General features: G+C 62.2%; 25 protein-coding genes, 2 tRNA genes and 1 pseudogene. 11 read left to right on the forward strand and 17 right to left on the reverse strand.

All coding sequences use genetic code 11. The features are described from left to right. Positions 1-114 precede the first annotated feature (114 nt). From AC0L3I_RS20080 to AC0L3I_RS20095, 4 genes are all read right to left on the reverse strand, one after another. On the reverse strand, positions 115-324 hold the full coding sequence (locus AC0L3I_RS20080) for a hypothetical protein (RefSeq protein ID WP_473486754.1): 210 nt from the start codon (positions 322-324) through the stop codon (positions 115-117). Further along, positions 233-739, reverse strand: coding sequence for a DUF982 domain-containing protein (locus AC0L3I_RS20085; protein ID WP_473527995.1), 507 nt, complete (start codon positions 737-739; stop codon positions 233-235). Before AC0L3I_RS20085 ends, AC0L3I_RS20080 begins: the two co-directional genes overlap by 92 nt. A 555-nt stretch (positions 740-1,294) precedes the next feature. Beyond that, a tRNA-Arg gene (locus AC0L3I_RS20090) sits at positions 1,295-1,371 on the reverse strand. A 62-nt stretch (positions 1,372-1,433) separates the two neighbouring features. Then, on the reverse strand, positions 1,434-1,739 hold the full coding sequence (locus tag AC0L3I_RS20095; RefSeq protein WP_027152615.1) for an ETC complex I subunit: 306 nt from the start codon (positions 1,737-1,739) through the stop codon (positions 1,434-1,436). 176 nt (positions 1,740-1,915) lie between these two features. Here AC0L3I_RS20095 and AC0L3I_RS20100 point away from each other — a divergent pair, with 176 nt between their 5' ends. Together AC0L3I_RS20100 and AC0L3I_RS20105 are read left to right on the forward strand one after the other, a co-directional pair. Then, positions 1,916-2,212 (forward strand): hypothetical protein, encoded by a 297-nt coding sequence (locus AC0L3I_RS20100; protein ID WP_473527996.1) that lies wholly within the window; start codon positions 1,916-1,918, stop codon positions 2,210-2,212. 930 nt (positions 2,213-3,142) lie between these two features. Further along, positions 3,143-3,219 (forward strand) — tRNA-Pro (locus AC0L3I_RS20105). A gap of 132 nt (positions 3,220-3,351) precedes the next feature. Here AC0L3I_RS20105 and AC0L3I_RS20110 read toward each other — a convergent pair. Further along, positions 3,352-4,179: an alpha/beta fold hydrolase gene (locus tag AC0L3I_RS20110; RefSeq protein WP_473527997.1), complete on the reverse strand. Its 828-nt coding sequence runs from the start codon at positions 4,177-4,179 to the stop codon at positions 3,352-3,354. 127 nt (positions 4,180-4,306) lie between these two features. Between AC0L3I_RS20110 and AC0L3I_RS20115 the strand changes: the two genes are divergently transcribed. After that, positions 4,307-5,308 carry a GlxA family transcriptional regulator gene (locus AC0L3I_RS20115; RefSeq protein WP_473527998.1) on the forward strand — a complete coding sequence of 334 codons (1,002 nt, stop codon included), beginning with the start codon at positions 4,307-4,309 and terminating at the stop codon, positions 5,306-5,308. Between the two features lie 345 nt (positions 5,309-5,653). On the opposite strand, the gene AC0L3I_RS20120 is transcribed toward AC0L3I_RS20115, so the two are convergent. Continuing rightward, positions 5,654-6,577 carry a LysR family transcriptional regulator gene (locus AC0L3I_RS20120; protein ID WP_473527999.1) on the reverse strand — a complete coding sequence of 308 codons (924 nt, stop codon included), beginning with the start codon at positions 6,575-6,577 and terminating at the stop codon, positions 5,654-5,656. A 102-nt stretch (positions 6,578-6,679) separates the two neighbouring features. On the opposite strand from AC0L3I_RS20120, the gene AC0L3I_RS20125 reads away from it, so the two are divergent. After that, positions 6,680-7,441: an SDR family NAD(P)-dependent oxidoreductase gene (locus AC0L3I_RS20125; protein ID WP_473528000.1), complete on the forward strand. Its 762-nt coding sequence runs from the start codon at positions 6,680-6,682 to the stop codon at positions 7,439-7,441. A gap of 47 nt (positions 7,442-7,488) precedes the next feature. Here AC0L3I_RS20125 and AC0L3I_RS20130 read toward each other — a convergent pair whose 3' ends face one another. Then, positions 7,489-7,767, reverse strand: a complete 279-nt coding sequence (locus AC0L3I_RS20130; RefSeq protein ID WP_473528001.1) for a type II toxin-antitoxin system Phd/YefM family antitoxin — start codon at positions 7,765-7,767, stop codon at positions 7,489-7,491. 417 nt (positions 7,768-8,184) lie between these two features. Between AC0L3I_RS20130 and AC0L3I_RS20135 the strand changes: the two genes are divergently transcribed. Then, positions 8,185-8,511 (forward strand): hypothetical protein, encoded by a 327-nt coding sequence (locus AC0L3I_RS20135; protein WP_473486747.1) that lies wholly within the window; start codon positions 8,185-8,187, stop codon positions 8,509-8,511. 132 nt (positions 8,512-8,643) lie between these two features. Here AC0L3I_RS20135 and hdaA read toward each other — a convergent pair whose 3' ends face one another. The 3 genes from hdaA to AC0L3I_RS20150 are packed head-to-tail and all read right to left on the reverse strand — an operon-like array spanning position 8,644 to position 11,085. Beyond that, positions 8,644-9,351 (reverse strand): DnaA regulatory inactivator HdaA, encoded by a 708-nt coding sequence (hdaA, locus tag AC0L3I_RS20140; protein ID WP_473486776.1) that lies wholly within the window; start codon positions 9,349-9,351, stop codon positions 8,644-8,646. Between the two features lie 5 nt (positions 9,352-9,356). Continuing rightward, positions 9,357-10,556: an AI-2E family transporter gene (locus tag AC0L3I_RS20145; RefSeq protein ID WP_473486746.1), complete on the reverse strand. Its 1,200-nt coding sequence runs from the start codon at positions 10,554-10,556 to the stop codon at positions 9,357-9,359. After that, positions 10,528-11,085, reverse strand: a complete 558-nt coding sequence (locus AC0L3I_RS20150) for a CDP-alcohol phosphatidyltransferase family protein (RefSeq protein WP_473486775.1) — start codon at positions 11,083-11,085, stop codon at positions 10,528-10,530. The genes AC0L3I_RS20145 and AC0L3I_RS20150 overlap by 29 nt, the downstream gene beginning before the upstream one ends. Positions 11,086-11,347: 262 nt before the next feature. Here AC0L3I_RS20150 and purM point away from each other — a divergent pair, with 262 nt between their 5' ends. The 6 genes from purM to AC0L3I_RS20180 are packed head-to-tail and all read left to right on the forward strand — an operon-like array spanning position 11,348 to position 14,622. Next, positions 11,348-12,412 (forward strand): phosphoribosylformylglycinamidine cyclo-ligase, encoded by a 1,065-nt coding sequence (purM, locus tag AC0L3I_RS20155; protein WP_123151294.1) that lies wholly within the window; start codon positions 11,348-11,350, stop codon positions 12,410-12,412. Beyond that, positions 12,409-13,119: a phosphoribosylglycinamide formyltransferase gene (purN, locus tag AC0L3I_RS20160; protein WP_473486745.1), complete on the forward strand. Its 711-nt coding sequence runs from the start codon at positions 12,409-12,411 to the stop codon at positions 13,117-13,119. The genes purM and purN overlap by 4 nt, the downstream gene beginning before the upstream one ends. Positions 13,120-13,177: 58 nt before the next feature. Further along, positions 13,178-13,468, forward strand: coding sequence for a type II toxin-antitoxin system ParD family antitoxin (locus AC0L3I_RS20165; protein WP_473486744.1), 291 nt, complete (start codon positions 13,178-13,180; stop codon positions 13,466-13,468). Beyond that, entirely contained in the window at positions 13,461-13,748 is a 288-nt protein-coding gene (locus AC0L3I_RS20170; protein ID WP_473486743.1) for a type II toxin-antitoxin system RelE/ParE family toxin, read from the forward strand. Before AC0L3I_RS20165 ends, AC0L3I_RS20170 begins: the two co-directional genes overlap by 8 nt. A gap of 17 nt (positions 13,749-13,765) precedes the next feature. Further along, on the forward strand, positions 13,766-14,110 hold the full coding sequence (locus AC0L3I_RS20175) for a hypothetical protein (protein ID WP_473528002.1): 345 nt from the start codon (positions 13,766-13,768) through the stop codon (positions 14,108-14,110). Continuing rightward, positions 14,107-14,622, forward strand: coding sequence for a SixA phosphatase family protein (locus AC0L3I_RS20180; RefSeq protein ID WP_473486741.1), 516 nt, complete (start codon positions 14,107-14,109; stop codon positions 14,620-14,622). The genes AC0L3I_RS20175 and AC0L3I_RS20180 overlap by 4 nt, the downstream gene beginning before the upstream one ends. Before the next feature lie 79 nt (positions 14,623-14,701). Here the strand turns inward: AC0L3I_RS20180 and AC0L3I_RS20185 are convergent, their stop codons facing one another. From AC0L3I_RS20185 to AC0L3I_RS20215, 7 genes and pseudogenes are all read right to left on the reverse strand, one after another. Then, a complete protein-coding gene (locus tag AC0L3I_RS20185) occupies positions 14,702-14,965 on the reverse strand; it encodes a DUF680 domain-containing protein (RefSeq protein WP_123151291.1) in 264 nt (87 codons plus the stop codon). Positions 14,966-15,323: 358 nt separating this feature from the next. Further along, positions 15,324-16,022: a DUF2270 domain-containing protein gene (locus AC0L3I_RS20190; RefSeq protein WP_473528003.1), complete on the reverse strand. Its 699-nt coding sequence runs from the start codon at positions 16,020-16,022 to the stop codon at positions 15,324-15,326. Between the two features lie 56 nt (positions 16,023-16,078). Continuing rightward, on the reverse strand, positions 16,079-18,187 hold the full coding sequence (locus AC0L3I_RS20195) for a molybdopterin-containing oxidoreductase family protein (protein ID WP_473528004.1): 2,109 nt from the start codon (positions 18,185-18,187) through the stop codon (positions 16,079-16,081). Between the two features lie 110 nt (positions 18,188-18,297). Next, positions 18,298-19,017 (reverse strand): cytochrome c biogenesis CcdA family protein, encoded by a 720-nt coding sequence (locus AC0L3I_RS20200; protein ID WP_473528005.1) that lies wholly within the window; start codon positions 19,015-19,017, stop codon positions 18,298-18,300. A gap of 9 nt (positions 19,018-19,026) precedes the next feature. Then, entirely contained in the window at positions 19,027-19,422 is a 396-nt protein-coding gene (locus AC0L3I_RS20205; protein WP_473528006.1) for a thioredoxin family protein, read from the reverse strand. A 161-nt stretch (positions 19,423-19,583) separates the two neighbouring features. After that, a pseudogene (locus tag AC0L3I_RS20210) lies at positions 19,584-19,822 on the reverse strand (molybdopterin oxidoreductase family protein); the annotation flags it as partial. Positions 19,823-20,070: 248 nt separating this feature from the next. Further along, positions 20,071-21,948: an ABC-F family ATP-binding cassette domain-containing protein gene (locus AC0L3I_RS20215; protein ID WP_473528007.1), complete on the reverse strand. Its 1,878-nt coding sequence runs from the start codon at positions 21,946-21,948 to the stop codon at positions 20,071-20,073. Between the last annotated feature and the right edge of the window lie 15 nt (positions 21,949-21,963).

Here is a 21,963-nt window from a genome sequence, read left to right on the forward strand (position 1 = left end):
GTGGGCGGGGGTGGGCGTGCCCGGATTGTAGGAAATCCTACGCGCGCCGGCTGCGTCGCGTCTACCAACCGGCGGTTGGAATGCTCAACTCGGTGAGCCTTGCTTTACCCGGTCCTACCGCCCCAGCGCTTGTTTCGAAACCGACAGAAGTTCTTCTTCGTCCACCACTCCGGCCATGTAGTTGGCAATAATTCGGGACGCGAGCGCTTCACGTCGATGCGCAGATTCACTGTCAATCTTCAACCGCTCGAACACCCGCGCCAGTAGGGCCAACTCGGTCGGGTTGAAGACACCCGCATGCTCGGCTTTTCCACCAATCGGCATGACAAACCCCCTTCGCCCAGAGATTTTGTTCGTGCGTCATTATCATACACCAAAAAACCGCACCCCGTTGCAGAATCGCAGACGCGAGATGCGCCCCTCGCGGAAGATCTGCGAGCGGGCGAGGACGACCCCACATCAGATCTTCAGCAACCCCGTCGAATTTCTTGAGGCCTTCGCTGGGAGGCTTCTGCTTATGAAGTCCCTGTTCCGTTGCAGCCGCCTCGAAAGCGGCGAACGCAGCTTGGTGACTGCAATGTCCGGCCAGGCATTCCTCGATCATTCGGATTGCTTCAAGCCGGGACGGGTTGTCCATGGATGGCCATGGTTGCTGAAGCGCTTTCGCAGCGCCGGCTATCGACGCGACCACCACCGGCGTGTGATTCAGGTAGATTGTAATCGGGACAAACGCCGTCATTTTTGTCGCTCACCAGGATCGAAGGCGGTTAAACGCGAAGACATGGCGGTGGTTGCATGAACATGCATCGTGAATTCAGAGCGGCGCTGCCCGACGCGATCGAGGCTGAACACGCGGTGCCAACACGCAGGGGTTGCACGTCCGACGAGCCTTGATCGTATCGGTGCCATGAACGAAGAAGCCCGCGCCCCACGGAGGGGAAGGACGCGGGCTGATCGGAGGGGACAATCCGATCTCGCAGCATTCCTATGTGCACAGGAAATATTACCGCAGGAGGCGAACGTCTTGCGCGTGCCAGTGTTCCATACGGAAACAAAAAGTCCGCCGCACCTAAAGCGCGACGGGGCGATCAAGCGATCATCGAGCGCGGGGTGGGTCGGGATTTGCCCGGTTCGCGAATCGTGAAAAATGATAGGCTGCCGGCTGCGTCGCGTCTGCCGACCCGACGCGGAGCATTTCGAGCATTGCCACTAGACAATCCTTCGGGCCGAAAGTGTTACCCATGTCTCCGGTATAAACCGTAACCTATGTGTCCAGAATGGACCTTGAAAATACTGGCGATCCCGACAGGATTCGAACCTGTGACCATCGGCTTAGAAGGCCGGTGCTCTATCCAGCTGAGCTACGGGACCGCTGGGCCGACGCCAAGGGCCGGCTGAGTTATGCGCTGGGACGGCTGCCCGGCATTTGCCGGTCAATGTGTCCAGGGCGTCCTGCGGTCATAGCGGAAATTTTCCGCATAGGAAATCTGGCGGCGCTTGGATTCCTTCGGCTCCTCGACACGGTAGGCCAGCCCCTCTTTCTCCGCATAGGCCACCGCCTCTTCCCGGGTATCGAAGGTGAGCCTGATCTGGCTCCGCATGTCACCCGACGTGGTATAGCCCATCAGCGGATCGATTTTCTTGCGCATCTCGGGATCGAATTCCAGCACCCAGTGGCCGGTCTTGGCCTTGCCGGACTGCATCGCGGTTTTGGCTGGGCTGAAAATGCGCGCGGACATGGACACCTCGTTGCTACGTGCAAGCGGCACCGCCGCTGTATTCCCGTCATTACTGCGCAATGCCGCCGGCGGCAAGGCCGCTGCCTGCCGTACCCCTTCGGTACGGCGGGCCACCGACGATGATCGCGCGAGGGTTCACGGCAAAAGAACCCATCCCCTCAATCAGCCTGAGCAGTTTGCTACAACGCAGAACTAACAAGGAGCGGCCACCGCTGTGGACGTTCGCCGGCCTGACCTTGCTAGCCGGCGGGCCTGCGGTTCTCGGCATGTGGCTCGGCAGCCTGGCCTATGCGCCGCAATGGTCGGCGCTGGCGCTTGCCATCGGCGCCGGGACGATCCTGCAGGTCATCGTCGAGGTCGGCGCCTATCTGATGCGCCGCAGCCAGAAGGGTCTCGATGCCTTCTTCACGCCGCCGGTCCTGGGTGGGCTGGCGGCCGGCGTCGCCTTCATGTATGCGACAGCCGCCTGGTGAAGGTCTGACCGGACAGGAACCTGGGCGCCGAGACGGCGCTGCGAAACCGTTGCGACCCGGCTGGCTGCATTTCCGGCCCCGCTCTCGGCTCGGGCCTACCGTTTGTTCCGTTCTCGTCTTTTCAAGGGGTTGCGCAGCCAAGCCCGCAACCTATAGCCCGCAAGGACTCGGGCCGCGGTAATCAGCTCTTAGCGGGAGCTGCCGACGAGCACGTTGTGTCGGGCGCCCAAGGCGCTTGGCCAATCCCAAAGCAAATCGTTCTCGTCTCGCTTTGGGACAATGGATTGGCATCTGAATTGCTACATCTGAATTGCTAATTGAGTCTCGCCAGCCACAGCGCTTGCGAAGGGGACGGAAATGGGCTTAGCCGAAGACTTGTCTGATGTTGCGCTCACATTCGAATGTCCGGATTGCTCGCATCCGGCGGTAAGGAAGGGCTCTGCGCTAAAAACGATCGCGCACTTCAGATGTGACGGGTGCAACGCCAAGGTGCGGATCACTTACCCGCAGAAGCTAGCGATCTTTGAAAAGCACAAGCTATTGGCTGCCCGAGGGGTGTTTGCGATTGGCTAGCTAAGCCTTTTCCAGGTTGTCGGTCGCGCGGATTTCGAGAACAAGATGCAGAATTCTGAGGATGGTCTCGTTGGTGGATCGCTCAATTCAAGCAGCTTTCTTGCTGGCGAAGCGGTTGATGTTCCAAGCACCGCCGCCGGTTGACGCGCCGCCGACTAGTTGAACGCGAGCCGGTAGCGCCAGAGGGCGACAAGGCGCGGCTACTTCATTTTTCTATCCATGAGGAGCGCGATGAACAGCCGTGGGACTTTTGGTGGACTTTTCGTGCAACTCCCTGTCACTGTATTGCGTTCGTTCCGTTTTTGTCGTTTCGGGGGTTGCCTTCCAAAGCCCGGAACCCTATAGCCCGCAAGGACTCGGAGTGTAGCGCAGCCTGGTAGCGCATCTGGTTTGGGACCAGAGGGTCGGGAGTTCGAATCTCTCCACTCCGACCATTCATTCACACCGCGACGAGCAGCAGCCGTGCCGGCGCAGCTGCGCCGGACAGCATCTGCGACGGACGAAGCACCCCAGCGACCGACGGGCGGCCCGTATTTCCGGGCGTGCCCGCCTGAAGCTGCGAGGCGTCAGCCTTGGATGAACGCCAGGAGATCCGGATTGATGATCTCCGGGTGGGTGGTGCACATGCCGTGCGGAAGGCCCTTGTAGACCTTGAGCGTGCCGTGCTTCACCAGCTTGGCTGCAAGCAGAGCGGAGTCGGCAATCGGCACGATCTGGTCGTCATCGCCGTGCATGATCAGGACAGGCACGTCGAGCTTCTTCAGGTCCTCCGTAAAGTCGGTCTCGGAAAAAGCCTCGATGCAGTCGTAATGGGCCTTGGCTCCGCCCATCATGCCCTGGCGCCACCAGTTGTCGACAGCCCCTTGCGAGACCTTGGCGCCCTCGCGATTGAAGCCGTAGAACGGGCCGGCCGGCACATCCCTGTAGAACTGGGCGCGGTTGGCGACCAAAGCGGCACGGAAGCCGTCGAAGACCTCGATCGGCAGGCCGCCGGGGTTACTGTCGGTCTTGAGCATGATCGGCGGCACCGCGCCGATCAGCACCGCCTTGGCGACGCGTCCCTCGCCACCGTAGCGGGCAACGTAACGCGCCACCTCGCCGCCGCCGGTCGAGTGGCCGATATGGACGGCGTTCTTGAGATCAAGGTGAGCGACCAGAGCCGCGAGATCGGCGGCATAGGTGTCCATCTCGTTACCGGTTGCCGTCTGTGTCGAGCGACCGTGCCCGCGCCGGTCATGCGCGATCACGCGATAGCCCTTGTCGAGGAAGAACAGCATCTGGTTGTCCCAGTCGTCGGCGCTGAGCGGCCAGCCGTGATGGAACACGATTGGCTGCCCTGTGCCCCAATCCTTGTAGAAGATCTCGGTGCCGTCCTTGGTGGTGAATGTGCTCATCGTCGTACTCCGTGATGTGGTTGGCTGGATGGGCGGGGGAAGGTTCGTTCCTTCTGTGGACAAGCTATTGCAACGGAGTCATGGTGAGGATTGGCAAAACAGACATTGTACATGGCAAAACTGACAAATGATTGCGGCGCGTGATCCGGTCGAAATCGGCCTCGTTGTATATCCTGGCGTTCAGGGAGCGGCCGTTCTTGGGCTGACCGATCTCTTCCAGCTGGCCAACCGGCTGGCTGCCGAACGGTCGCCGGACGTGCTGAGACTTCGTGTCAGCCATTGGCAGTTGCAAGAGGCGAGCCAAACCGTCATCCGCACCTTCGACAGCGAGCCCGGCCCCGGCCACGGACCTGCCATGGTCATCTTGCCTCCGACCCTGGGTGATCCGATTCCGCGCGAGGCGGCCGCGCCCTATGCCGACTGGCTCAGGGCCCGCCATGCGGCGGGCGCGACGCTCGGCTCGGTCTGCGCCGGCGCCTTCGTGCTTGCCGAGACCGGTCTGTTGTCGGGTCGTGCGGCGACCACGCACTGGGCCTATCGCGACGCGCTGGCGATACGCTTCCCCGACATCGTGCTGGATGCCGACAAGCTGGTCATCGACGATGGCGACATCATCACCGCCGGCGGCTACATGGCCTGGACCGATCTCGGCCTGAAGCTCGTCGACAGGGTGCTCGGGCCGACCGTGATGATAGAAACCGCCCGCTTCATGCTGGTGGACCCGCCGGGGCGCGAGCAACGCTTCTATAGCCCCTTTGCTCCCAGGCTGAGCCATCGCGACGAAGCTATCCTCAAAGTGCAGCACTGGCTCCAGGCGAGAGGCGCGCGCGATGTGACGCTTGCCACCATGGCGGAGCATGCGGCCTTGGAGGAGCGGACCTTTTTGCGCCGCTTTCGCAACGCCACCGGCCTCAAGCCGACCGAGTATTGCCAGCACCTGCGCGTCGGCAAAGCGCGTGAGATGCTGGAAGCGACGACCCGATCCATAGACCAGATCGCCTGGGATGTCGGCTATGACGATCCTGGCTCCTTCCGCAAAGTTTTCGCCAGGATAACCGGCCTGGTGCCCGGCGATTACCGCAGGCGCTTCGGCGTGGAACGGGCGGCGCCGCCGGACGGTGGGATCTGAACGTGGCGGCAGTGGCGGCACTACCCGACGGCTGCGCGAGGCGATCGGACTGAAACGGAAGCGCGGGTGAGCCAATGACTGACCGATCGATCACGAGTTGCGACGAATGCGGCAGCACATATTTCGTCGAAAGCAGCGCAATGACCAGCCTTTGTGCTGAATGCGCGTTTCATCTCTATGGATGCCCGCCTGCGAACATCAGTTCGAAAACGGCCGATGCACAGGCTGCGGGTGGAATGGCTCTCGGTCAAAATCTATCGCCGACATTATCTCGTGGGAGAGCTCATAGGCGGGAGCGTCGACCTCGTAGCATTGTCGCGCGCATCTGGCGCAGACAACCCATGTTTAACGAGCGCTTTCGACGAGACGATTTGCCTGTCCCTCAACCTGAGCGCCAAATTCTGCAATGGCAAACGAAATGATGCTGCTTAGGCGTGGCGCCATGCGTCGGTCACGGTGGTAGATGAGAGACATGGGCCGTTCATTCAGGTGCCAATCCGGGAAAAGCCGGACGAGAAGGCCAGCGCGTATATCCGAAGTCAGCAGTATGGATGGTTGCATAATCACGCCCAACCCAGCACGCGCAGCCATGCGGACAGCCTGACCACTATTGACGGTGATCGAGATTTTGGGAGCGACTTCGACCAGATCCTTGCCTTTCGATAGCCTCCAGGGCGACCGGGCTGCAGGGGTAAAGCCGATGGCTTCGTGGACGGAAAGCTCGCGAGGATGATCCGGGGTGCCCATGCGGGCAAGGTAATCCGGTGCAGCACAAATCATCATTCGATAGGGAGCAAGGTGACGAGCAATAAGGCGGCTATCCGGCAACGCTCCAATGCGAAACGCGATGTCGAAGCCTTCTTCCACGATATCGACATTGCGGTCGGTCAACGTGATATCCAGCGTCACGTCAGGGGCAATGTCGCGATAACGCTGCAAAGCTGGCATTAAAACCTCCGTCCCAAAAGTCGTCGGCGCTGTGATCCTCAGTTGCCCGCGAGGTATCGTCTGAGATGCCTCTGCGTCCTGATCCGCAACAGCCACACGATCCAGGATGTCCCGGCACTGCTCGACATAGCTCGTGCCAAAATCCGTCAAGCTCTGACGGCGGGTGGTCCTATTCAGAAGGCGTGTGCCGAGCCGCTCCTCCAGCGCGGCCACATGTTGCCCCACCATCGCTGGCGATATGCCGAGTTTTGCCGAAGCAGCGCTCATTGAGCCCTCTTGGACCGTCGCCACAAAAACCTGCATGGAGCGAAAAAGAGCCATTCGATACTTCTGCTTTCAAATGAATAAGCGTTTTGCCGAATTATCATGAGATAGCACAGGAATTACAGCTGCCATGTTGCAATTCACCGAAGGAACAAAGACATGGCACAAACCAGATTCATGGGCAAAACGGTTCTAGTTACGGGTGCGGGAACGGGTATGGGGCGGGCCGCTGCCCTTCGGCTGGCTGACGAAGGTGCACAGATTGCCCTTGTCGGACGCCGTTACGATCCGATCAGCCAATTGCAGTCGGACATCGAGGCAGCAGGCGGCAACGCAGTCGCGATTGCTTGCGATATTGCTGACAACGATGCAGTCGCGGCGACTGTAGGGATGACAATTGAACGCTTCGGGAGACTGGATGCCGTATTCGCCAATGCCGGAATTTTGGGCGACTTCAAACCATTGGCAGTGACCGACGCGGATGATTTCGACGTGTTGATCGGCACCAACCTTCGGGGGACGTTCTTTACGATCAAGCATTGCCTGCCGTTTCTGGAAGGCGGCAGCATACTCATCAACGCCTCCTGGACGGCGGGCGCAGTGATGCCGGGGGCCGGGGCTTACGCGAGTACAAAGGGCGCATTGCTTGCCATGATGCGTACGTTCGCGGTCGAGCAAGGCCCTCGGAACATCCGGATCAATGCCATCAATCCGGGTATCATTCTGACCCCGATGGCGGATGATGTCATAGGCCCTGTTTTTGCCAAGCGCCTAGCCGCCCACACGCCCCTCCGCCGTAACGGCGTATCAGAAGATATCGCAGGTACAGTTGCTTGGTTGCTTTCAGACGATGCAAACTTCGTCACGGGGCAAGAGATCACTGTCGATGGTGGGTACACTATCGGGGGGCTCCGGCCGTAGGTTGATCCAACCGGCATCCGTTCCCTGACCTAATCCAGGATCGCACCTTAAAGAACGCTTTCGATATCGGTCTTCGAAAAGTCATCAGCGCCGTAGAGGAAATCCTGGCTTCGCGCGGCGGATGGCCCGGCCTTTGCCTTTTCGGCGCCGGATGCCCGCATCGCCTCCAGCAATGCCCGGCAGCTTTTCCTGTCCGGCATCGCCTTGATGGCAACCAGGCGCACGGCCGCATGACCGTGACGGGTCAGAATGACTTCGTCACCTGCCTCGGCACGACGCACCAATTCTGTCAGCTGTCCCTTGGCGTCTGTAACGGATACCTGCATCGGCCCCTCTTCTATGGACCATCCTCTGGTCCATATTTACGAGGAAAATAGCCCGTTCACGGTCCATTATAACGGCCAAAGACGGCGCGGGACTACGTTTATCCGTGAGCGCGGTTGCCAGTGCCGTACGCGCGACTACCGACCCCTCATTGAAGGCAAGCTCGCCGGGAAGAGAACCCCAACCGCCTCATCTCCCGGCGAGCCTACAACCTGATTTGATACGCAATCAGGACCGGGGTTAGCCGGCAAGACTGACGTTGCAAGACAGATGCCAGTCTTCGTTTCCCGAAATGGAACACCGGCAGGGGTGGTCATTTTCCGCGTTCGACCAATCGGTGTTTCGACTTTGACGTAGCGTCCGGCGTCGTGTCATCCTGCGGGAACGGCGGGACGCCGATGTGAGGCGGGGCAAGTAGAATGAATGCTTCCTACCCTGGTGAAGAAGCAACAGCCGAACAGGTACTGGGACTCGCAAGCGAATTCAGAAATGCAGCGATCCGCCTGCTGGAACATCGACGCAAGGGTAACGCGCTTTCCCTGGTGCCCTGCCGTTTCACCGCCCTTCACGCAATCGAACTCTACCTCAATGCCCATCTCCTCCTGACTGGTTCTGATCATAAGGCGTTGCGTGGTCTGCAGCACGATTTTGCGACACGTACCGCAAAGGCGATCGCCTCGGGGCTGGTCCTGCGGAACGCACGGCACACCATCTGTCCCAACTTACTGGAAACCGAGAATATTTAGTGACGCGATACGGTCCAGAGATGACCACCGCCCTGTCGCAAATCAACAGGCTGATACGACTTTAAATGAAGTTGCGGCGAAAGTGGAAGAGCCTGCAGCCCTCCGAGGCAGCACGCCAAAGCCCACTGCAGTCTAAATCTCAAACTCGCCCTGCCCCTCATCCATGGCGCTGACGGTTTCGGCGGCGAGCGCCCTCGTGATCGGCGTCTTGCGCTCGAGCGCGGTGCGATCCAGCCGCTCCACCACCCGCATCGCTGTTGCCAGCGAGCGCTCGATGCGGCGCACCAGATATTGCACGACATGCGGCTCGACTTCGACCTGGCGGTCGGCGAACAGTTTGGTGATGACGCCGGCCAGCAAGAGATCGTCGGGCTCATGGATCTCGACTGTCGCCGCCGCCTTCAGCCGCGAAGCGAGGTCCGGAAGACTGACGCCCCAGGCGGACGGAAAACGCCGCGCGGTCAGCAGCAAGGTCGAGCCGGCCCCGCGCACCGCGTTGATCAGATGGAACAGCCCCTCTTCATCGACCGGACCGGCATCGACATCGTCGATCAGTGCCGGCCGCGCGCCGAGGCTGGCCATGCAGTCGCCGATCCGCCCGGCGTCGACCTTCACTGCGCCGGCGCGGGCGCGCCAGATCGAGGCCAGGTGGGTTTTTCCAGAACCAGCCGGACCGGCGAGCACGACCACCGGCGACGGCCAGTCCGGCCAGCGATCGACCAGCGCCACCGCTTGGCTGTTGGTGCCGGAGACGACGAGTTCGTCGCGCGAATAGCCGGTGCCGTGGCCGAGATCGAGCGGCAACTGGCGCGGCGGGTCGATCTTGTTGTTGTCCGGCATCTGGCTCAACTGCGCGGTCCACCGCTCCCGCGGCGACGCGCCGGCAGCGGCGGGACAGGTTCGGTGTTGTGGCCCTTGTAGAGCGGCGACTCCAGGTATCGAGCGATGGCAAAACGCACCAGAACGGCAACGGCGGCCGAGGCCGGCACGGCGATCAGCAAGCCGACGAAGCCGAACAGCGCGCCGAAGGCAAACAGCGAAAACATCAGCCACACCGGATGCAGGCCGACGCTTTTTCCGACCAGCCTCGGCTGCAGGATGTTGCCCTCGATGAACTGGCCGACGAAGAACACGCCGGCCACCGCCGCGACCATGGTCCAGTCCGGCCAGAACTGGACGAAGGCGACGCCGACGGCCAGCACCAGCCCGGTCAGCGAGCCGACATAGGGAATAAAGGAGATCAGCCCGGCGAACAGGCCGATGAGGATGCCGAAATTCAGGCCGGTCAAGGTCAGGCCGGTGGCGTACATGGCGCCCAGTACCAGGCACAGCGTGCCCTGGCCGCGCACAAAGCCGGCGGTGGCGGTGTTGATGTCGTTGGCGATTGCCCTGACGGTCTGGACATAGTCGCGCGGCACCCAGCTGTCGACAATCGCCACCATGCGGTCCCAGTCGAGCAGCATGTAGAAGGCGACGACGGGCGTGACGACGAACAGGCTGACCACCGACACCAGCGCCACGCCGGAGCTCCAGATCGAGGTGAACACCGTGGTCAGCAGGCCGAAGCCGGAGGTCAGCAGCGAGTTCAACCCTTCGCGCAGGCCATTGGCGTCGACGCCGAATTGCTCTTCCAGCCATCTCGGGTCGAAGCTGGTGATCAGGCTCTGCAGCCGGGTCAGGTATTCCGGCAGCTTGCTGGCGAAATCGGCCATCTGCGAAGCCAGCACCGGAATGAGGATGACGAAGGCCAGCACCAGAACGACGATGAAGGCAAACAGGATGACAATCGTCGCCATCAGCCTGGACAGGCCGAGCCGCTGCAGCCGGTCGGCGACCGGGTCGAGGAAGTAGGCGAGCACCATGCCGGCGACGAACGGCAGCAGGATGCCGCTGAAGACATAGAGAAAGATCGCGAGGATGATGGCGCTGATCAGCCAGAAGCGGATCTGGCGGCGAAACACGCCGGACGCGGCAGCATCGGCAGCCGCAGCCTCGGCCGCCGCGTCGATGTCCTGGTCAGGTGCCCGGTGTGGAGCCTTCGCCATAGCCGCTCATATGCCTCAGCCAAGCCACGAGATAGGCCGCGGCCGAAGCCACGGTCAAGACCCCGGACAGCAATATGAGTACCGGCCTGAGCGGGTCGAGATTGATGGCGAGGGCAAGTTCGCCCAGCACCACCGCCGCCAGCCCGATCTGGATGGCGGTGTTGGCCTTCGACACGAACAGCGGCTTCATCTCGACCGGGTGGGTCATGACGGTGGACAGAACGACGGCGCAGACGATCAGTGCATCGCGCGACACCATGGTGACGACCAGCCACAGCGGCAATTCACCGATGAAGCCAAGCACCACGAACACCGAGACCAGCAGCAATTTGTCGGCCATCGGATCGAGATAGGCGCCAAGCTGGGAAAACTGATTGAAATGGCGGGCAATGAAACCGTCGACGCCGTCGGAAATGCCCGCAATCAGGAAGCCGGCGAAAGCCCAGTCCCAGCGCGCCTGCAGCATGGCCAGCACCACGCCCGGCACCAGCACGAAACGCATGATCGTGATCATGTTGGGGATGGTCAAACGCATATCCCGTCGCTTCTGTTTTGATGATACATGATGGAGATGGGAGGGTAGGGCAAGTGAGAGCGACGCAGAAGCTGCCAATCTCGCCCCTTGTGGAGGAGAGATTGGCTGTGTTCAAGGCTTTCGCCAATCGCCAATGTTGGAGATTTGCCTGAAGCCTCTGTCCACTCTTTTGTGATGCCGAAAGTGCCTGAGCCAGCCGTTATCCTTGCGAGGCGCAGCCGTTCATGCGAAGAGCCCCGGAAAGCAGGAAAGAGTGATGAGCAAGCGCAAGAACGGGCTCACCTATGCCGAGGCGGGTGTCGACATCGATGCCGGCAATCTCATGGTCGAGAAGATCAAGCCGCTGGTGCGCGCGACGCGCCGGCCGGGCGCCGATGGCGAGATCGGCGGCTTTGGCGGCCTGTTCGACCTCAAGGCCGCCGGCTTCATCGACCCGGTGCTGGTCGCCGCCAATGACGGCGTCGGCACCAAGCTGAAGATCGCCATCGATGCCGGCAAGCACGACACGATCGGCATCGACCTCGTCGCCATGTGCGTCAACGACATCGTCGTGCAGGGCGCAGAGCCATTGTTCTTCCTCGACTATTTCGCCACCGGCAAGCTCGACCCCGACCAGGGTGCGGCGATCGTCGGCGGCATCGCCGAGGGCTGCCGGCAGGCCGGATGCGCGCTGATCGGCGGCGAGACGGCGGAAATGCCCGGCATGTATCACGGCAACGACTACGACCTTGCCGGCTTTGCCGTGGGCGCGGCCGAACGCGGCCAACTGCTGCCGACCGACGACATCGTCGAGGGCGACGTGCTGTTGGGACTGGCCTCGTCGGGGCTGCATTCAAATGGCTTTTCGCTGGTCCGCCGCATCGTCGCCACCAGCGGCCTTGCGTGGACCGATCCAGCGCCCTTCAACGATGAAGCCACGCTGGCCGAGGCGCTGCTCGAGCCGACCCGCATCTACGTCAAGTCGATCCTCAAGGCGATCCGTAACACGCATGGCATCAAGGCGCTGGCCCATATCACCGGCGGCGGTTTCCCGGAAAATATCCCGCGCGTCCTGCCGAAGGATTTTTCCGCCGAGCTCGACCTCGACGCCATCGAAGTGCCGGCGGTGTTCTCATGGCTGGCGAAGACCGGCGGCGTGGCGCCCGAAGAGATGATGCGCACCTTCAACTGCGGCGTCGGCATGATCCTCGCCGTCGCCTCCGGCCAGGCGGCACAGGTCGCGGCCGTGCTGCAGGAGGCCGGTGAGAGCGTGACGCCGATCGGCCGCATCGTGCCGCGCCGCAACGCCGGCGTGATCTATCGGGGCTCGATCGGCCTATGAGCGCGCGCAAACGCACCGTGGTGCTGATTTCGGGACGCGGCTCCAACATGACGGCGCTGATTGCCGCGGCCAGCAACCCGGACTATCCGGCCGAGATCGTCGGCGTCATTTCCGACCGGGCCAATGCCGCCGGTCTCGGTATCGCGGCGGCGCGCGGCATCGCCACCAAGGTGATTTCGCGGGCGGACTATAGCAGCAAGGAAGCGCATGACGGGGCGATTGACGCCGCACTTGTCTCGTTCGGCGCCGAGTTCGTGGCGCTGGCCGGTTACATGCGCATCCTCGGCGCGCGCTTCGTCGAGAAATGGCTGGGACGGATGATCAATATCCACCCTGCCCTGTTGCCGGCCTTCAAGGGGCTGGATACGCATGCGCGAGCTATCCGCGCGGGCATCCGCATCCATGGCTGCACGGTGCATTTCGTCACGCTGGACATGGATGACGGCCCGATCATCGCCCAGGCCGCTGTGCCGGTGATGGTCGGCGACAATGAGGATACGCTCGCCGCGCGCGTGTTGAAGGCCGAGCACCGGCTTTATCCGCTGGCGCTCGGGCTGGTCGCCGAAGGCAAGGCGCGAATGGAAGGCGGTCGCACCGTGCTGGCCCACTTCGCCGACGATGCCGACAACAGCACCTCCGTGGTGATGGCCCCCGATCCGCTGCGCGAGGAGACCGACCTCGAGCATCTGGCGCGCATCACGCCCTGAGGCCCATCCTTGAAGATGGTGGCAATTATTGCCACCATCTTGGCAAGGAGACAGTTTGATGGCGACAGTCGAAAAAGTCAGCGTGGCGCTTTCCCCGGAACTGCTGGACATGGTCAAGAGCGCGGCGGCCAGCGGGCAATACGGTTCGGCAAGCGAAGTGATCCGCGAGGCTCTCCGCGAATGGCGCCTTCGCCAGCCCTTGCGCGATGCGGAAGCGCAGCGGCTGCGGAAAGCCTGGACGGAAGGGCTGGAGAGCGGCCTCTTCGCGCCTTTCGACATCGAGGAGATCAAGCTGAAGGCGCACAGCCGGTTCAGCGACGCTGCCAAAAAAACACCACGGCGTGGCTGACATCCTCATTGTCCGCAGCCCGGCCGCCGAAGACGATCTGATCGACATCTGGTTTGGCATTGCGGCGGAGCTTGCCGCGGATCGCTTTCTGGACGCGATTGCGGCGCGCATCCTGCAATTGGAGACATTCCCGCAATCCGGTCGCCAGAGACCCGACATCGGTGCCGAAGTGCGAGCATTGACGATCGGCAATTATCTCGTGCTTTATCGCCTTGCCGAACAGCGCGTCGAAGTCGTTCGCGTCGCGCATGGCGCACGCGACGTCTCAACATTATTTTGACAGATGCAGACAGGCAAATGGATCTCTTCGACAGCGCTATGCGGGCAAAAGGTGATCTGGCCGGTGCCTTCGAGTATGATGAGGCAGACAATCCAACGAATGCCACGGCGTACTTCTATCTGTATCGAGTCGAGGACGGGCGAGTGGGTTCCGTCATCGATGCAATTCACATTCGATCGGGCGATTGGGCCATTACTGAAGCAGACATTTCGGTCAAGTGGGATAAGGATGAACGGCGCGTAGGTTTGTTCATCTTTGGTGCGCTTGGGCGACCTTTGATACCGCCATGGGCACAAAACATGGCGGCGGATATGGGAAAGACTTTCAGCCCGACATTCCTTGGTCTTAAATTGAACTCATGAAACAACTCCTTCTTCTGCGTCATGCCAAGTCGAGTTGGGACGATCCTGACCTTATTGACTTCGACCGGCCGCTTTCCGGGCGCGGGCTGAAGGCCGCGCCGCTGGTCGGGCGCGAACTGGCCAGGCAGGGCTGGCTGCCGGACCTGGCGCTGGTATCGCCCGCGTTGCGCACCCGCGACACATGGCGGCTGGTCTCGGCGGAATTGCCGGCGAAAACGCCGGCCAAATTTGTCCAGGCGCTCTACGAGGCCGGTGCGGCAGACATTCTCGCCAAGGTACGGCAGGCAAAAGCGGCAACAAGCAGCCTTTTGGTGATTGGCCATAATCCCGGCCTGGAGGAATTCGCGCGCCGGCTTGCGGGCGCCGGATCGGATGCCGCGGCACTCAAAAAGCTTGAAGAGAAATTCCCGACGGCAGCCCTGGCCCGCTTCGTTTTCGACGGTGACTGGGCACGGCTGGCCCTCGGCGATGCGCGGCTGACACACTGCGTTTGGCCGAAGGACCTGCGCTAAACGAGGGCTGTGACTTGATATACAAAAGCAGGAACGGCGGGCCAAGCCCGCCGCTCTTTGAGTTCCGAAGCTTGAGGATTTAGCGGCCCCAGTTGCCCCGGCCGGACTGAGGCACGACCGGTTCAGTCGTGCCGGGCTGGATCGTCGCGTTGGTATTGACGGTATTGTGCTCGGCCGTAAACGGCTTGCGGATCGAACCCGTGAACATATTATCGACAACAGGCGCATTGCCAACAGGCGCGGCCGGCTGGTTGACGCCGTCCGAACCATAATGGTCGCTGCCGGCAAAGGCGCTGCCCGTGGCAATGAGGATGGCGGCAGCGGTGAGAGCAATCTTGGTCATTTCAGGTACTCCAGTACTTTCATACTTTCAGTATTGTTGTCCGTCTCGTGGCGTGCCTTGGGAGGATTTCGCGTCGCTCGGACCACCCCGAGGTGGGTTGGCCATGCAGCAGTTTCCAATCACAAAGATGTTCCGGCCACGCCCTGAACCGGGTGCTTGAAATCCGCTAAAAGGCTTCCTTCGCCACAATCTTTGAACTTCTTCTCAATGCTTTAGGCGAATACGTCTGCCGCGCGGCCTGGCCATTTGCTGAGCCGACGTTCACTCTATCTTGCACAATGCGTCAACAAAAACGAACCGATCGGTTCGATTTCCTGCACAAATGAAATCGCAGATCCGCCGGTTTTGCGCTGCCGCTCTAGACGTGCACGTCACCAAAGGAGAGTTCGCCCTCGTCGCCAGCGGTCAGGAACGCCGTGACCAGCAGGCCGGCATATAAGGCGGCGACCAGCACGACGATGACCAAGCCGGGAATGGGCCCCAGAGCAGCGCCGGCAACGGCCTCGCGCACCGAGCTGACAAAGTCGATGCGGACACCTTCGGTTAGAAGACTGGGGGTCGACAGTTTCAGGATCCAGGCCAGCAGCAGGATCAGCAGCATGTGGATGTAGTTTCGACGCAGACGGCGCGCCAACGCCGCTCGTTGCGAAATGAGGAATTTTGGAGTGCGCAGGCTTTCGCCGACGACCAACAGCCAATCGGACGCGAAGTCCGGCTGCGGCGAGAATATCTGCGCGAAATAGTGCCGTTCGAACTGGCGCACGCGGGCCCGGTAAACGTCGAAGAAGCGATATCGCCGCGCTTCTATCCACAGCAGCAACAGGACAAGCAGCATGGCAAAAAGCAGCACGCCGTGATGCGCGCTGGCTGTCGAAAGCGAGATGGACAACATCGCCGCAACGACCGTTATCGCCCAATTACTCGTCCGGTCCAGGCGATCGCGCCACCCCGTCATGCGCAGAATCTCGGCGCGATGAAAGTGCGACATCGTGGTTGCGAGTTCGCCGGGCGAAAGCGTTCTTCCAATGGGGTCCGGCGCTGCCAACACTTCTGCCATCACCATGTCTCCACCGCCACGCAAAAACGGCTGGTTGGATATATCGTTCCGAGGCCTCACTTCGCCGCGCGCAGCCAGACCTTGTTGTCGTGGAACGCAGCACCGCCATAGGGCGCCGGCGCATCGGCGCCGGTCAGGACGTTGATGCCCTCGCCGCGCTCGTGGGCGCTGTTGGGCCAGATGCCTTCGGCGACCACGACGCCGCGCTTGACGCCGTCGAACAATCTTGCGTGCAGCACGACTTCGCCGCGCGCATTGCCGATCTCGACGCGGTCGCCATTGGCCAGCCCATAGGCTGCCGCATCGTCCGGATGCAAAAGCAGTTCCGGCCGGCCCTCCTTGGCCTTCGACACCGGCGTCTCCGAAAAAGTCGAGTTGAGGAAATTGCGCGCCGGCGAGGTGGTCAGCCTGAACGGATGCGCCGCATCCGCCACCTCGATCAGGTCGACGTGGTCGGGAAATTCCGGCAGGCTTGCCACCGGCCCGAACAGGCCCATGCTTCTCGGCGGCCGGTTGGGCGCCGCCTGCCCGGTCCAGTCGGCGCGGAAGCGGAATTTTCCGTCCGCGTGGCCGAAGCCGCTGATAAAATGCGCCGCCTCGAAATCCGGCTGCAAGTCGACCCACTTCTCTTCCTTGAGGCTCGAAAAACTACCCAGGCCGCGCTTGCCCAAAATGATGTCGATGTGCTGCTGCTCGGTCATGCCGAAGCCAGGCTTGTCGCCAACGCCCAGCCTTTTACCGAGTTCCTCGATGACGAAATGGTTGCTGCGCGGCCCTTCCGGCGGGTCGATCAGCTTCGGCCCGAGCGTGATGTGCTGGTTGCCGCCGCCCTTGTAGATGTCGTCATGCTCTAAAAACATCGTCGCCGGCAGCACGACATCGGCGAGTTTTGCGGTGTCGGTCATGAACTGCTCGTGCACGCAGGAAAACAGGTCGTCGCGCAGAAAACCCTGCTTCACCAGCCGCTGCTCCGGCGCGACATTGACCGGATTGGTGTTCTGGATCAGCAGCGCGGTCACCGGCGGGCCGCCATAGAGCGCATCCTCAGCGCCGGTCAGCACCGGGCCGATGCGCGAATGGTCGAGATGGCGGATCGAGGGGTCGCGCATCCGCGTGCCTTCCAGCAGTTCCTGGTTCAGCTTGAAGATGCCCGAATTGGAATGGAAGGCGCCGCCGCCCTCATACTGCCAGCAGCCGGTGACCGCGGCGATCGAGGCGGCGGCATGCATGTTGACCGAGCCGTTGCGCTGGCGCGAGAAGCCGTAGCCGAGGCGGAAATAGGTTTTCTTGGTCGTGCCGACGAGGCGGGCGAAGGCCTCGATCTCGTCGACCGAAAGCCCGGTGATATCAGCCGCCCATTGCGGCGTCCTCGTCTGAAGATGCGCTTCCAGACCGTGCGGGTCGTCGGTGTATTTTTCCAAATAGGCGCGGTCTGCCATGCCGTCACGGAACAGCACATGCATCACCGCGGAGGCCAGCGCGCCATCGGTGCCGGGCTTCAGCACCAGGCCGAGATCGGCCTGCTTCATCGTCGCGTTTTCGTAGACGTCGATGACGACGATTTTTGCGCCGCGTTCCTTGCGCGCCTTGATCGCGTGGGTCATGACGTTGACCTGGGTGACCACGGCATTGGTGCCCCAGACCACCACGCAGTCGGACTTGGCCATCTCGCGCGGGTCGGGACCGCGCAACGCGCCGGCGCCCATCATCCAGCCGGTCCAGGCCAGATTGGTGCAGATCGACCCGAAGAAGCCGGAATACTTTTTCGCGTGGCGCAGCCGCTCGATGCCGTCGCGCTGCACCAGCCCCATCGTGCCGGCATAGTAATAGGGCCAGACCGTCTCCGAGCCGTATTTTGCCTCGGCCTCGATAAACTTTTCGGCGACGAGGTCGAGTGCGGCCTCCCAACTCGCTTCCTTCCAAAGGCCCTCGCCCTTGGCGCCCGCGCGGATCAGCGGCTTCAGCAAGCGGTCGGGATGATGGACGCGGTCGGCATAGCGGGCGACCTTGGCGCAGATGACGCCTGATGTGTAGCTGTTGGCCCTGGCGCCATGGACGCGGCCGATGCGCTTGCCGTCGAGCAGCTCGACCTCGAGCGCGCAGGTCGACGGGCAATCATGCGGACAGGCCGAATGGCCGATCCTGAGCTTGGCGTGCTGATTCATGGGAGCAGACTAGTCGGTTGCGAAAGCGGCGTGTAGGGCCAGATGCAGCGCTAACTTGCTTCTCCTTGCTGAGGCAAGCTGAAAATCTGGCGACCGCCAGCGCGGAGCCGTTAGAACTGCGTCGTCAACGCCGTCAGCCACTCGGGCGAAGCGTTGACGAGTGCGGTTTCCAACGCCTTGTCGAACCCAGACAGAATCGCGGCGGCGGTCATCACCAGCAAGACGCCTAAAGCGACCTTCAGCCCGCTGCCGGCGCCTGCGATGTGGCTGCGCCAACTCAGCAAGGTCTCGCGGGACAGTAGTCCGAGGATCAGCAACGGCACGGCAGCACCGAGACCAAACAGCACCATGGTGACCCCAACCTGGCCAAGGTCTTGGCCCTGCGCTGCAAGGACGGAAGCGGCACCGAGAGTCGGGCCAACGCAAGGGCTCCACACCGCGCCGAGCAGCAGACCGACGCCGAACTGCCCCCAAAGGCCAACGGAGGAAAAGCCGCCAAACCGCTGCTCGACCCAGTTGCCGGCCGGACCGGCCGCAAGCGCGATATGCGCCAGGAATGCCGGCACGATCAATATCGTGCCGAGGACGAGCATCAGAACTGCGGCGGCGCTGCGAAAGACACCGCCGTCAAGCCCGACGGAGAACCCGATCGTGGCGACAAAAAGCCCTATGGCCGTGAAGGATATGGCAAGTCCTGCGGCCAGCGCGATGGGGCCATAGCGATGCTGACTGACGGCAGCACCGAGCACGACCGGGATCAGCGGCAGCACGCATGGCGACAGCGTCGACAGCACCCCGGCCAGGAACGAAAATATGAAGCCGAGTAGCATCGCCGCCGCTCAGATCGTTTTATCAAGCAATTGCTTGATGGCATCCGCCTTGGTCACGCCAACAAGCCGACCGACTTCCGTTGCGCCCTTGAAGGTGATCAGCGTGCTCTGCATCCGCGCACCAAGAGCCCGAACAACCTCTTTTTGGGAATCGAAATCGACTTCGAAAACGGCCAGGTTTGCGTGCTCGGGCGCAGGCAGCAACCGGCCGAGCACCCGCTTCTGCGCCTTGCAGATCGGACACCAGCTGGCGGTGATCTCGACCAGGATCGGCTTGCCTGCCTTTTGCGCCTCTTCGAAGGCCTGCCGTGTGTAGGCCATGCGGCTGGCAGCCAGCGCCGCCGGAGCCGAGGCGAGGCCCGATATTGCGGTCAGGCCGATGAGGAAGGTGCGACGGTCTAGCATTTCTTGACTCCTGAAGGTGTCGGCGGGCAAGTAATCCCGCCATGGCGGACATGAGGATACGGTCCGTTGTTCGCGCCAGCGACGGCGAACGTTACAGGCTCACGGTAATGTTACCGAGGCCGCCCTTCGCTTGTGTCCACGTGCATTCGACGCCGTCAGCAGCCATCAGGTGCTGACGCCAAGCGCACCAGTGGCTTCAGCAAGCGCTCGGGATGATGGACGCGGCGGCGTAACGGGCGACCTTGGCGCAGATGACGCCTGATGTGTAGCTGTTGGCCCTGGCGCCATGGACGCGGCCGATGCGCTTGCTGTCGAGCAGTTCGACCTCGAGCGCGCAGGTCGACGGGCAATCATGCGGACAGGCCGAATGGCCGATCCTGAGGTTGGCCTGTTGATTCATGAGGCCAAACTAGCCGTTTATGGCGGCGGCGTGTAGGGCCAGATGGGCCTTCCCTTCTCCCCTTGTGGGAGAAGGTGGCCGAGCCCACGGGTCTTGCCTCCGGCAAGCCCGAGGACAGGCTCCGCTCGGCCGGATGAGGGGTGCTCCAGCTTGGCACCGACCGCACTCCGTCCAACACCCCTCTTCCGGCTCGGCGCTACGCGCCGATCCACCTTCTCCCACAGGGGAGAAGGCAGAGGGGCGTCGCGCTACTCCGCGGTGCCTTCCTCGTATTCGGCCGACATCGACAGCCATTTTTCCTCGTGGGCGGCCAGCGTCTGGGCCAGCTGCGAGCGCTCCTTGGCCAGCCGCGTCGCCGTTGACGGATCCTTTTCATAGACCGCCGGATTGGCGAGCTCGTCCTCGATCAAGTCGATGCGCTTGCGGATGCGGTCCATCAGCGCTTCAGTGGCGCGGATCTCCTTGGCCAGCGGCTCGAAGGCGGCGCGGCGTGCGGCCGCATCGCGGCGGCGGTCGGCCTTCGAGGCCTTTTCGGCCTCGCGCTTGCCGCGGCGGTCGCCGGACACACCGGTGACCAGCGTCTTGTAGTCATCGAGGTCGCCGTCATAGGGGTTGACCGCGCCACCCTTGACCAGCCACAGCCGGTCGGCCGTCGCCTCGAGCAGATGGCGGTCGTGCGAGATCAGGATGACGGCGCCGGGAAATTCGTTCAGCGCATGGATCAGCGATTCACGGCTGTCGATATCGAGATGGTTGGTCGGTTCGTCGAGGATGAACAGGTTTGGCCCCTCGAACGCCGACAGGCCCATCAGCAGCCGCGCCTTCTCGCCGCCGGACAGGTCCTTGGCGGCGGTGTTCATCTTCTCAGTGGTCAGGCCGAACTGGGCGACGCGGCCGCGCACCTTCGATTCCGGCGCTTCCGGCATCAGCCGGCGGACATGCTCATAGGCATTTTCGTTCGGTCGGAGATCGTCGAGCTGATGCTGGGCAAAGATCGCCACCTTCAGCCCCGGTGCCACCGTCATGGTGCCGGTCTCCTGCTTCAGCCGGCCGGACAGCAATTTGGCGAAGGTCGACTTGCCGTTGCCGTTGGCACCGAGCAGCGCGATGCGGTCGTCGGCATCGATGCGCAGCGTCATCTTCTTCAGGATCGGCTCACCCTCGACATAGCCGACATTGACGCTGTTGAGCGCAATGATCGGCGAGGCCACCGTCTTCACCGGCTCGGGAAAGGAGAACGGCCGCACGTTGTCGTTCACAATTGCGGCGATCGGCTTCATCTTCTCCAGCGCCTTGATGCGCGACTGGGCCTGCCTCGCCTTCGAAGCCTTGGCGCGGAAGCGCTCGACGAAGGATTCCATGTGCTTGCGCGCGGCTTCCTGCTTGACCCTGCCCTTCTCCTGCAATTCGCGCTGCTCGGTGTATTGGCGCTCGAACTGGTCGTAGCCGCCGCGCCAGAAGGTCAGCTTCTTCTGGTCGAGATGGACGATCGAGTTGACGGCGCGGTTGAGCAGGTCGCGGTCGTGCGAGATCAGCAGCACCGTGTGCGGATATTTCGACACGTAGTTTTCCAGCCATAGCGTGCCTTCGAGGTCGAGATAGTTGGTCGGCTCGTCGAGCAGCAGAAGATCGGGCTCGGCAAACAGCACAGCGGCGAGTGCGACGCGCATGCGCCAGCCGCCAGAGAAGGACGAGGCCGGCCGCCGCTGGGCGTCGTCGTCGAAGCCGAGGCCGGCGAGGATGGTGGCGGCACGTGACTCGGCCGAATGGGCGTCGATATCGGCCAGCCGCATGTGGATATCGGCGATGCGGTGCGGATCGGTCGCCGTCTTTTCCTCCTCGAGCAGTGCGGAGCGTTCAAGGTCGGCCTTGAGCACGATCTCGATCAGCGGTTCCTCGGTGCCGGGCGCTTCCTGCGCCACCTGGCCGATGCGCGTGTTCTTCGGCAGGCCGATCGAGCCGGTCTCGGAGGCGAGGTCGCCGGTGATCGCCTTGAACAAAGTCGTCTTGCCGGTGCCGTTGCGACCGACAAGCCCTGCCTTGCTGCCGGCCGGCAAGGTCAGCGAGGCATGGTCAAGAAGCAGGCGTCCGGCCATGCGGAGCGAAAGGTCGTTAATGATCAGCATGGCCGCGCTTTTGCA

Source organism: Mesorhizobium sp. WSM4840 (assembly GCF_055811755.1).